This window comes from Polynucleobacter yangtzensis, assembly GCF_027924165.1.
Lineage (GTDB): Bacteria > Pseudomonadota > Gammaproteobacteria > Burkholderiales > Burkholderiaceae > Polynucleobacter > Polynucleobacter yangtzensis.
This window is the reverse complement of sequence record NZ_AP026973.1, coordinates 1,294,820-1,306,057: the sequence shown is the minus strand read 5'-3', so window position 1 is coordinate 1,306,057 and position 11,238 is coordinate 1,294,820. Positions and strand designations below refer to the sequence as shown.

At 46.4% G+C, this 11,238-nt stretch carries 11 protein-coding genes; 7 read left to right on the top strand and 4 right to left on the bottom strand.

Annotated features, from left to right (window positions below; all coding sequences use genetic code 11):
- Genes QMF28_RS06495 through QMF28_RS06485 form a run of 3 tightly spaced genes read left to right on the top strand, consistent with a single transcriptional unit; the run spans position 1 to position 2,269 of the window.
- Positions 1-1,260 (top strand): sialidase family protein, encoded by a 1,260-nt coding sequence (locus QMF28_RS06495; RefSeq protein WP_281741814.1) that lies wholly within the window; start codon positions 1-3, stop codon positions 1,258-1,260.
- Positions 1,257-1,733, top strand: coding sequence for a TlpA family protein disulfide reductase (locus QMF28_RS06490; RefSeq protein WP_281741812.1), 477 nt, complete (start codon positions 1,257-1,259; stop codon positions 1,731-1,733). The genes QMF28_RS06495 and QMF28_RS06490 overlap by 4 nt, the downstream gene beginning before the upstream one ends.
- A 47-nt stretch (positions 1,734-1,780) precedes the next feature.
- Positions 1,781-2,269, top strand: coding sequence for a copper chaperone PCu(A)C (locus tag QMF28_RS06485; RefSeq protein ID WP_068323631.1), 489 nt, complete (start codon positions 1,781-1,783; stop codon positions 2,267-2,269).
- Positions 2,270-2,347: 78 nt separating this feature from the next.
- On the opposite strand, the gene ilvD is transcribed toward QMF28_RS06485, so the two are convergent.
- Entirely contained in the window at positions 2,348-4,039 is a 1,692-nt protein-coding gene (gene ilvD / locus QMF28_RS06480) for a dihydroxy-acid dehydratase (protein WP_281741810.1), read from the bottom strand.
- A gap of 220 nt (positions 4,040-4,259) precedes the next feature.
- Between ilvD and QMF28_RS06475 the strand changes: the two genes are divergently transcribed.
- Together QMF28_RS06475 and QMF28_RS06470 are read left to right on the top strand one after the other, a co-directional pair.
- Positions 4,260-4,889 (top strand): response regulator transcription factor, encoded by a 630-nt coding sequence (locus tag QMF28_RS06475; RefSeq protein WP_281741808.1) that lies wholly within the window; start codon positions 4,260-4,262, stop codon positions 4,887-4,889.
- Between the two features lie 78 nt (positions 4,890-4,967).
- Positions 4,968-6,026: a helix-turn-helix domain-containing protein gene (locus QMF28_RS06470; RefSeq protein WP_281741806.1), complete on the top strand. Its 1,059-nt coding sequence runs from the start codon at positions 4,968-4,970 to the stop codon at positions 6,024-6,026.
- Between the two features lie 59 nt (positions 6,027-6,085).
- On the opposite strand, the gene glnK is transcribed toward QMF28_RS06470, so the two are convergent.
- The 3 genes from glnK to ppa all read right to left on the bottom strand — a co-directional run bounded on the left by glnK (position 6,086) and on the right by ppa (position 8,687).
- Positions 6,086-6,424: a P-II family nitrogen regulator gene (glnK, locus tag QMF28_RS06465; RefSeq protein ID WP_068323619.1), complete on the bottom strand. Its 339-nt coding sequence runs from the start codon at positions 6,422-6,424 to the stop codon at positions 6,086-6,088.
- 72 nt (positions 6,425-6,496) lie between these two features.
- Positions 6,497-8,116 carry an NAD+ synthase gene (locus QMF28_RS06460; RefSeq protein WP_281741804.1) on the bottom strand — a complete coding sequence of 540 codons (1,620 nt, stop codon included), beginning with the start codon at positions 8,114-8,116 and terminating at the stop codon, positions 6,497-6,499.
- Positions 8,117-8,150: 34 nt separating this feature from the next.
- The gene (gene ppa, locus QMF28_RS06455) at positions 8,151-8,687 is read right to left on the bottom strand and encodes an inorganic diphosphatase (RefSeq protein ID WP_068323609.1); all 537 of its coding nucleotides are present in this window, start codon (positions 8,685-8,687) and stop codon (positions 8,151-8,153) included.
- Between the two features lie 183 nt (positions 8,688-8,870).
- Between ppa and QMF28_RS06450 the strand changes: the two genes are divergently transcribed.
- Together QMF28_RS06450 and QMF28_RS06445 are read left to right on the top strand one after the other, a co-directional pair.
- A complete protein-coding gene (locus QMF28_RS06450; protein ID WP_068323605.1) occupies positions 8,871-10,931 on the top strand; it encodes a sodium-translocating pyrophosphatase in 2,061 nt (686 codons plus the stop codon).
- A gap of 94 nt (positions 10,932-11,025) precedes the next feature.
- Entirely contained in the window at positions 11,026-11,181 is a 156-nt protein-coding gene (locus tag QMF28_RS06445) for a hypothetical protein (protein WP_281741801.1), read from the top strand.
- Positions 11,182-11,238 lie beyond the last annotated feature (57 nt).

The following is an 11,238-nucleotide window of genomic DNA, read 5'->3' as shown; positions in this document are numbered from 1 at the left end:
ATGATGCAAATCAATCACTTGTTCAAACGCCCTGTATTGCTTTGTGCACTTCTATTAGGTGCGTTAGGGGCTATTGGGCAAGCACAAGCACAGATGGACCATTCTTCGGGGATGGCGGGTGCTATGAAGACTAAGCCCAGTGATCTTTGTCAGGGCGATGGATTGCAGTGTGCGAACGCTGCAACACCATTTTTTGATCAGAATGGAAAACTACTATTGGCGTGGACGGCCAATGGAGTAGTTTCTGTAGCCCAATCGACAGACTTGGGGAAAACTTTTACGCCTGCAACCAAGATTGCAGAGCATGGAAAATCGCTAGATACCGGTAGTGATGCAAGACCACAAATTGTGTCTGATAAAGCAGGAAATGTCTTTTTGGCATACTCGTTTTTTAAGGATACTAACTGGAATGCGCAAATCAACACTGCCCGATCTACGGATGGCGGCAATACATTTTCAGTGCCGACATCCTTAGTAAAAGATAGCTCTAGTCAGCGCTTTCCATCGGCTCTGATCAATCCAGATGGCAATCTTTTTATCTCGTGGATCGATAAGCGTTTAGTTGCTGCAGCAAAAAAGAGTGGTGAAAAGCGTTTAGGTGGCTCCATTGCATACTCATTCTCCGAGGATAGCGGTAAATCGTTTGATGTAGAGCGTTTTGCCAATGAGAGTAGTTGTGAGTGTTGTCGTATTGGTGCAGCACTTGATCCGCAAGGTCAGCCGGTCATCGTCTATCGAGCCATCTTTGCTGGCGGTATAAGGGATCAAGCCTCCCAGGTGATTTCAGGTAAGGGGGCAGGCCCGGTTCGTAAAGTTGCTGATGATGATTGGAAAACGGATGCCTGTCCGCATCATGGGCCATCGATAGCGGTATCTAGTTCCGGAAAATTCCATGTGGCTTGGTATACACAAGGCAGTAAGCGTTCTGGTGTGTTCTATGCCAACTCAATTAATCAAGGTGCAAGCTATTCCAAGCCAAGTCGCATTGGCGCGGAGGGTGCTAATGTGGCAAGGCCCTATCTATTTTCGATGGTGCAGCAAGTATGGCTGGTATGGAAAGAGTTCGATGGCAAGAAGTCATCTGTATACATACAAGACTCAGCTGATGATGGAAACACTTGGAGTTCACCGAGGATATTGGCAAGTACTGAAGGGTATAGTGATCACCCCTTGTTGCTATCTCATGGGGATGCGGTCTTTTTATCTTGGTTAACGCGAGCTGATGGTTATCAGCTAATCAATGTTGGGCATAAAAAATGAAAAAGTATTGGATAGTATTGCTCTTGAGTTTATTTATGGTCAATATTGGGTTGGCCGATACCAATACTTTGAAGCCATATCAAGCGGGGGATTGGAGTTCTCTAGTAAAGACTGCTAATGGCGCCCCTCTGGCAGTTCATTTTTGGGGCGTGACTTGCCCAGCCTGTGTAAAAGAGATGCCGCAATGGGGGAGCTTCGTAAAAAATAATCCTACTGCTAAGGTAATTTTCATTCAGGTGGATGATGTACCGGTTGATTCAATTAAAAAGATGTTGAGCAAAGCAGGGCTGGAAAAAGCCAATAACTTTTATGTGGCCGCTTCATTTGATGAGCGCTTGCGTTATGAGATTGATCCGAAATGGCAAGGTGAGACTCCTACAACGATCATGATCGATAGGAGTGGCAAAGCAACTCGCAAAACAGGGTTGATTGATTTTCGCCAATTACAAATGACTTTGATGCCAAAATCATAGTTCACCAAAATTCAATACCTTAATTATTAATCACTAGGAGAAAAGAAATGAAGATAAAAGGATTGTTTGGTTTATGTGCTTTTGCTGGAATAACCTTGGGTTTAAGTTTTTCAGTGCACGCACAAAACGCTAAAGTGGGTAGCGTACAAATTGAGAATGCCTATACCCGCGCTACTGTTCCTGGACAGCAAGTTGCTGGTGGCTTTATGAAGATTGAGAACAAAGGTGCTGCTGATCAATTGGTATCAGCAAGCTCACCAGTTGCTGGTGAAGTGCAATTGCACGAAATGGCGATGGACGGCAACGTCATGAAGATGCGCCAAGTAAAAGATATCGCTGTGCCTGCTGGTGGCGCTGTGGAGTTGAAGCCAGGTGGCTTGCACCTTATGTTTATGAATATTAAGGCGCCATTGACTGCTGGTGAAACCGTTCCAGTCAAGCTCAAATTTGCCAAAGCTGGCGAAGTAGAAGTAAAGATGCCTGTGAATGCCATGGGTAACCCAGGCTCCGGTCATGGCGGAGCAATGAAGCACTAAGATTTAGATTCAGCAGTAATACTGAGGTAATAAAAAGCCCCTAGTTTTACTTAGGGGCTTTTTATTTGGCGAAACTGTTTAGATTTCTAAATTCAAATCCGTTACCGCACCTTTGCTAGCGCTACTTGCAAGACTTGCGTATTTGGCTAGCAGACCACGGGTATAACGTGGCTTAGGTTGCTTCCAGGCTGCGCGACGCTTCGCAATTTCTGCTTCATCAACGTTGAGTTGAATCAGTAGCTTGTGCGCATCAATTGTGACGGAATCGCCTTCGTTGATGAGGGCGATTGTGCCGCCGACATACGCTTCAGGCGCTACGTGGCCAACTACCATGCCCCAAGTGCCGCCAGAGAAGCGGCCATCGGTAATGAGGCCTACAGACTCGCCTAAACCTTGGCCAACCAGGGCAGAGGTGGGGGCAAGCATTTCACGCATACCAGGGCCGCCTTTAGGACCTTCATAGCGAATGACCACGATGTCACCATCCTTAATCTTCTGCGCCATGATGGCTGCCATCGCGTCGTCTTCAGAATCAAACACACGGGCTGGGCCAGTAATGGATGGGTTCTTCAAGCCAGTAATCTTCGCAACGCAACCCTCAGGAGAGATGTTGCCTTTGAGAATAGCCAGGTGACCTTGCTTGTACAAAGGATTATCTAAAGTACGAATTACTTTCTGATCAGCGCGTGGCACTGATGGAACATCTTTCAATACTTCAGCAATTGTCTTGCCAGTGATGGTCATGCAATCGCCGTGGAGTAATCCGCCATCGAGCAAAATCTTCATTACTTGTGGAATACCGCCAGCCTGATGTAAATCAGTTGCTAGGTAAGTACCGGATGGTTTCATATCCGCGATCACTGGAACGCGCTTACGAATACGTTCGAAGTCATCAATAGTCCAGTCGATCTCAGCTGCGCTAGTAATGGCCAAGAAATGCAATACCGCATTGGTAGAGCCACCAACAGCCATGATGACGCTCACTGCGTTCTCAATAGACTTCTTAGTGATGATGTCACGTGGACGCAGGTTGTTTTTAACCGCTTCAACCAAGACACGTGCTGACTCGGCTGCACTTGCCACTTTCTCAGCATCAACGTTAGCCATTGTGGAGGAGTAGGGAAGGCTCATACCCAAAGCTTCAAATGAGGAGCTCATGGTGTTTGCTGTATACATACCGCCGCAGGAGCCGCTGCCTGGACAAGCGTGTTGCTCAACGCCTTTTAAATCCTCTTCGCTGAGTCGACCAGAAGTAAATTCACCAACTGCTTCAAATGCAGAAACAATATTAAGTTCATTACCCTTGTAATGGCCCGGCTTAATCGTGCCGCCATAAACATAAATACCAGGAACGTTCGTACGGGCTAAAGCCATCATGCCACCTGGCATATTTTTATCGCAACCACCAATTACAACTACACCGTCTTGCCAAAGACCATTGACACACACTTCAATACTGTCAGCAATGACTTCGCGAGATACGAGTGAATACTTCATACCCTCAGTACCCATACCGATACCATCAGAAACTGTTGGCGTACCAAATACTTGTGCTTTTGCGCCGGCTGCTTCAAGAGCGTCAACCGCAGCATCAGCTAATTTTTGTAAGCCACTATTACAAGGAGTGATAGTGGAGTGACCATTCGCAACGCCGACCATTGGCTTTACGAAATCCTTTTCTTCGTAACCCATTGCGTAATACATCGAACGATTAGGTGCGCGAGCGACCCCTTCGGTGACCATGCGCGAGCGTTCATTTAGGCGTTTCATGCTTATTACTCCAGAAAAGGTTTGTGTCGAAAGGCTCTATTGTGCCGTGAGATGGGTTTGAGGGTCCCATGGGGGCAGTGGAGAGCCAAAATGTTGCAATGCAATACAAATATACCAATGAAATCATTGATTTAGGTCTAAATATTAGCTAGATAGCTAATAGCTTCCTGAAAAGCACTGCAGTACATTAGCTCATCTATTACTTTTTCCTTTGAATTCAATGACTAAAGTCGGCCACATATACCTAATTGATGATGATGAATCGATGCGTATTTCTCTCTCAAGAATGCTGCGGGAATTGGGCTATTTGGTCGAAGACTATGCCTCTGCAACCCTGTTCTTAGAGAAGTCTGTTCCGGTCTCTCCAGCAGTCATTCTCTTGGATATGCAAATGCCAGATATGACAGGCCTAGATTTGCAGGAGAGGCTTCTCAAGTTCGGTCGCAAGACCCCCATTATCTTTGTTAGTGGACAAAGCCATCCCCATCAGATAGTTCAGGGGCTCAAGAAGGGTGCGATCGATTTCTTATTTAAGCCATTTAACCTAGAAGAGCTCTTAAAAGCGGTTGCAGATGCAATTGACTTTGATAGTCGCCAGCTCAAGCGCGTTTCATTGGATGTTGAAGCCAAGAAGGATTACGAAAGCCTGACCCCAAGAGAGCGTGAAGTGTGTGGATGGCTTGTTAAAGGCCTTTTAAACAAGGATATTGCAGTAAAACTAGGAACAACCGATGCCACGATTAAGGTTCACAAGGCTAGGGTGATGGACAAAATGCACGCTGATTCAGTGCAGGTTTTAGTGAAGAAGTATCTTGAGTCTAATCTTGAGAGCCACCCCTTAAATAATTAGCTTGGCGGCTAATTACCCTTGCGCTATTTTGGCGTTACTATCAAACTTATTACTTCTATATGAGATGGTTACTGCTTAGTGAATAAATCAGACAAACTGCCAGAGATTCGTAAAGAAGCTTTTACCAAGGCTAGAGAAAGTCTTGGGTTGAGCATAAAAGATTTGTCTGGGATGTCATGTTTCTCGGTTCGCCAAATTGAACAGATTGAGAATGGTGAGAGCAGTAGTTTCTATGGCGCCCAAGTTAAATTCACAGCAGCAAAAAAAGTTGCCAGTTTACTAAAACTCACCCCAGAAGATGCATTTGATTTTTCTGGAGTAGTGCAACCCGTTAAACCAGCTGAAGTAGAAGAAAAATTGCAGGAGGAGACAAAAGCCTCTGCTGCAGAGAAAAAAGCAAAGCCTGAAAAAACAAAAGAAAAAAATCAGGCAAAAGAAACAGAGCAAACAAAAGAACTTGTTTCGCAGGCGCCAGCCGCCGAACCAAAAGCTGAAAAGCCTATCGCAAGAAAAGTAACTGAGAGCGTTCTTGACTACAGCGTGAAGTCAAAAGCATCTATTGATCCTAAAAAGAAAATCATTCTCTTATTGGCTATTACTGCAGCAGTGATTTTTTCCGTGGTGAACTTACGCCCACTATTTTTCCCTGAGCCAGTTAAAGAAGAGGTAGTCATCATTCAAGAGGTTGTGCCAGAGACGCCGCCTGCAAGTGCGCCTGCTGAGCCTGCACCAGCTGCTCAGCCAGCAACATCTGTTCCTGTTCCAGCCACTCAGCCTGTTGCTGCTGCTTCAGTAGAGTGCCCGCCTGCAGATGCTTCTGCTCTCAATTACAAACCAGACGCACCTAAAAAAGCGGGTGACATGGTGTATTTGCAATCCAAGACTGCGCAAACTGTTTGTGTGGTGGATGCTACCGGTAAAACTCAAAACAAAATGCTTGAGCCTGGTGTTGGAGCTAGCGTGTATGGCAAGCCACCGTTCAAGGTTCTAACTGGTGGATTGAATCAGGTAGATTTGTATTACCAAGGCGCTAAGGTGCGCACTGGAAACACGAGTAGCAAGACCATTATTTTGGAGCCTGCTGAAATTGTTCAGACTATTGCTCCAGCCCCCTCTACAGACTCTCAATTACGTTAATCCAAATAAAAACAGCGGCTAATGAAGCCGCTGGTTTGGGTAATGCATGTAATCGATCGTTAAACTGCTGCGTTATCGGTTTCACCGGTACGAATACGAATCACTTGTTCAACTGCAGTAACGAAAATCTTTCCGTCACCAATCTTGCCAGTACGAGCAGCTTTAGTAATGGCTTCGATAGCTGCTTCCACGCGGTCATCAGCAACTACAGCTTCTACTTTTACCTTAGGCAAGAAGTCGACAACATATTCGGCGCCACGATACAGTTCAGTGTGACCTTTTTGACGGCCAAAACCTTTTACTTCAGTAACAGTAAGGCCAGTAACGCCTACTTCAGCCAAGGATTCACGGACTTCGTCGAGCTTGAACGGCTTAATGATGGATGTAATTAATTTCATTTATTCCCCCTAATGCAGTAATCATACCTAGAACTTCAATAGCTTGCCAAAAAATGGCTATTTTCTGGGAGTCTAGGCTCTAAATTGTGATGTGATTGGGTAGCGCCAATCCCGGCCAAAAGCACGGGTCGTTACACGGACCCCTGGGGGTGCCTGACGGCGCTTATATTCATTGAGCTTAATGAGGCGGGTGACCTTTTCCACGCTCTCTGCATCAAATCCTGCGGCAATAATCTGGGCGATAGATTGGTTTTGTTCCATGTAGCGTTCAACGATGCCATCTAATACTTCGTAGGAGGGTAGGCTGTCCTGATCTTTTTGGTCAGGACGTAATTCAGCTGAAGGGGCGCGAGTCAAAATACGCTCCGGAATGATGGGCTTAATACTATTGCGATAGGCGCATAAGCGATACACCAAAGTCTTGGCAATATCTTTAATGACCGCAAAGCCGCCAGCCATATCTCCGTAGAGCGTGCAGTAGCCGACTGCCATTTCACTTTTGTTACCCGTGGTTAAAACGAGTCGACCAGTTTTATTCGATAGAGCCATGAGCAGCGTGCCGCGCACACGTGCCTGAATGTTTTCTTCAGTGGCGTCAACATTTAAACCTTTAAATTGCTCAGCTAAGGATGCTTCTAAAGCATCAACCGGTCCGCTGATCGGAATCTCGTCGTATTGCACGCCTAGGTTCTGCGCCATCTCGCGCGCATCGATCCAAGAGATGTCCGCGGTGTAGCGCGAGGCCATCATGACGGTGCGTACCTTGTCGGCACCTAAAGCGTCTACAGCAATTGCCAGAACTAATGCTGAGTCCACGCCGCCAGATAGTCCAATAATCACACCAGGGAAGCGATTCTTGGTGACATAGTCCCGTACACCCAAGACCAGTGCTTGATAGGCCTGCGCCTCAACAGACTGGGGTGGGGTAATTAAGCCTTTTTCTAATTCGCCGGATGAGGTGGTTGCAACAATGCCTAAGCCAGTTTCAAACTGGGGCATCGCCATCACAACTTCACCTTTGCTATTTAAAGCAAAGGAGCCGCCATCAAAAACTAATTCATCTTGTCCGCCAACGGCATTGACATAGACCAGAGGCATTTTGGTTTGGGCAATATGGCCACGCAATACATCAATACGTAGTGCTTCTTTTTTCAAATGATACGGAGATGCATTTGGCACGAGTAGTGCTTGTGCGCCAGCAGTATGCGCTTGCTTAGCTGGACCAGCATGCCAGGCATCTTCACACAGAATTAATCCGTAACGAATGCCTTCGCATTCAAATACACAAGCTTGATTGCCGGGAACGAAGTAACGCACTTCGTCAAAGACTTCATGGTTAGGCAATTCTTGTTTCGCATAGCCTGCAATCACTTTGCCATCTTGTAAAACGGACGCATAGTTTTGCAAACCTGCTGATGTCTTTTTGGGGTGACCCACGATAACGGTCAGACCAGAGTACTGAGCGAGCTCTTTCATCAAGAGTTCTAGCTGCTCTTGCGCTGCCTCAATAAAAGCAGGGCGGAGTAATAGGTCTTCTGGGGGATAGCCGGTGAGCGAGAGCTCGGGGGTGACTACAAGTTTGGCGCCTTGAGAATAGGCGTCTAGAGCGGCCTTGTGAATCAGCTGCGCGTTACCAGCCAAATCACCCAGTAATGGGTTGATTTGGGCTAAAGCAATTTTCTGTGCGCTCACTCCGATTCACAAAGCCTATCAATAGTTTAAAAAATTACTTGTTCTCTTTGTTGTAGCGGTCGATGCCCTCAAGAATTTCTTGATGAGCTTCTGCAACGCCACCCCAACCCTTCACTTTTACCCACTTACCTGGCTCGAGATCTTTGTAGTGCTCGAAGAAGTGTTGAATTTGGTTTAAGCGCAAAGGATTGATGTCCTCTGGTTTTTGCCAGTGAGTGTAGATAGGCAAAATTTTGTCTTCTGGAACAGCCAACAATTTCGCGTCTTGACCGCCTTCATCTTCCATTTGTAAAACACCAATTGCGCGGCAGCTAACAACCACACCTGGGATCAATGGGAAAGGAGTAATTACGAGAACGTCAACAGGGTCGCCATCACCAGCGATGGTTTTGTTGATGTAGCCATAGTTACATGGATAGTGCATTGCAGTACCCATAAAACGGTCAACGAAAATTGCGCCACTCTCTTTATCTACTTCATACTTGATTGGATCCGCGTTCATTGGGATTTCAATAATGACGTTGAAGCTTTCAGGGATCTTTTTACCTGGCTTGACTTTGTCGAGACTCATAAATACTCCGAATAATGATTAGTAAATACCCTGATCCTATAAAGGGGGCGCAGGGGTGATTCTGTTACATACTGATACTGCTTAAAGACCATAGTTTAAAGCTTTCGGGAACCAGGTCTACCTAAGTGCAGGTTATGCAAATCAATAAAGATTAACAAACGATTAACTTTAGGGAGTTCAAGCATGAGTAATGTCACTTTAGGCTTGTATTTTGCCTTGGCGTGCGGTGTCCTAGCCGTAATTTACGGTTTTGTGATGCGCGGCTGGATCTTGAAGCAAAGTACTGGTAACGCCAAGATGCAAGAAATTGCGGAGGCGATTCAGCAGGGTGCGGCGGCCTATTTGTCGCGCCAATATAAAACGATCGCCGTAGTTGGGGTAATCCTGACCATTTTGATGGCACTCTTCCTCGATTTTGCGACTGCCATAGGTTTTGTTGTCGGTGCCGTTCTTTCTGGTGCTTGCGGCTTTATCGGCATGAACGTCTCGGTACGAGCAAACGTTCGTACTGCAGAAGCGGCTACCAAGGGAATGAACGAAGCGCTCAATGTGGCATTTAAAGGCGGCGCTATTACTGGCATGTTGGTAGTGGGCCTTGGTCTCTTGGGTGTCGGCTTGTTCTTTATGTTCCTGGTATCGATTGGTGCAGGACAAGACCTCTCTTCTGTCTTGCATCCACTGATTGGTTTGGCATTCGGCTCTTCACTGATTTCGATCTTCGCTCGTTTGGGCGGCGGCATCTTTACTAAAGGCGCTGACGTTGGTGCTGACTTAGTAGGAAAAGTCGAAGCGGGTATTCCGGAAGATGATCCACGTAATCCCGCAGTGATTGCTGACAACGTTGGCGATAACGTTGGTGACTGCGCAGGCATGGCGGCAGACTTATTTGAAACTTATGCCGTAACTTTGATTGCAACCATGGTGTTGGGTTCGCTCATGGTTACCGGTGCACCAGTGGCAGCAATTATTTATCCGTTGGTACTCGGTGGTGTTTCAATAATTGCCTCCATCATTGGCTGCTCATTTGTCAAAGCAACTCCCGGTATGAGAAACGTTATGCCTGCTTTGTATAAAGGCTTGGTCATTGCTGGCGGTTTATCACTGATTGCTTTCTACTTCGTAACTAACTTCATCATGCCGGACGATGCCTTGGGTATCCCAGGTAGCCAATGGCGCTTATTTGGTTCAACCGTAGTAGGCTTGTTGCTAACAGCAGGTTTGGTATGGATTACTGAGTACTACACCGGTACACAGTTCAAGCCAGTACAACACATTGCTGAAGCATCTACTAAAGGCCACGGTACGAACATCATTGCTGGTTTAGGCATTTCAATGAAGTCGACTGCTTATCCGGTACTGTTTGTGTGTGCCGCAATTTTTGCAGCGTATTGGTTAGCTGGTTTGTACGGCATTGCGATTGCAGCAACAGCCATGTTGTCGATGGCAGGTATTGTGGTGGCGCTCGATGCCTATGGTCCAATCACTGATAACGCTGGTGGTATTGCAGAGATGGCAGGTTTGCCACAATCTGTACGCGACATTACCGATCCATTAGACGCGGTTGGTAATACCACTAAAGCGGTTACCAAAGGTTATGCGATTGGATCTGCTGGCTTGGCATCACTTGTTTTATTTGCTGACTATACCCATGCTCTAGAGGGTATTGGCCAACAAGTGTCATTTGATCTGTCCAACCACATGGTGATCATTGGCCTCTTTATTGGCGGCATGATTCCTTACTTGTTCGGTGCGATGGCTATGGAAGCAGTGGGACGATGCGCAGGCGCAGTAGTCGAGGAAGTGCGTCGTCAGTTCCGTGACATCCCTGGAATCATGGAAGGCACCGCTAAGCCAGAGTATGGCAAAGCAGTGGATATGCTCACCTCAGCAGCGATTAAAGAGATGATCATTCCTTCACTCTTGCCAGTGGTTGCTCCAATCGTAGTTGGCCTCTTACTAGGACCTGCTGCATTGGGTGGCTTACTCATGGGTACGATCGTGACTGGCTTGTTTGTAGCAATCTCGATGTGTACCGGTGGTGGCGCTTGGGACAATGCGAAGAAATATATTGAAGAAGGTAACTTCGGTGGTAAAGGTTCTGAAGCTCATAAAGCTGCAGTAACTGGTGACACTGTAGGCGACCCTTACAAAGATACTGCAGGTCCTGCTGTTAATCCGCTGATTAAGATTATCAATATCGTGGCATTGCTCATCGTGCCACTTTTGCCAGTGATCTCAAGATAACAATCGTTGTTGCGTAAATAAAAAGCCTAGCATTGCTAGGCTTTTTATTTACGGTTCTGAGATAGGTTGTAATGAGGAGGATTATTATTTGGGCATGAGTGAAGTTGAAATCATAAAAATCCAGGTTGACCTAAGCAATCCATCAACATTCCCTAAGGGGTTTGTTGATGAATCTAAATTAGATGCAACCACCGAAGAGCAAATCATGCGGCAAGAAAAGCAAGATGATCTGGAGCGGGATGCTTTATGAATAATTCCCTCAAACCATGCATGCTGAGAAGGGTATTTTTGGGGATTGCATAGGCAT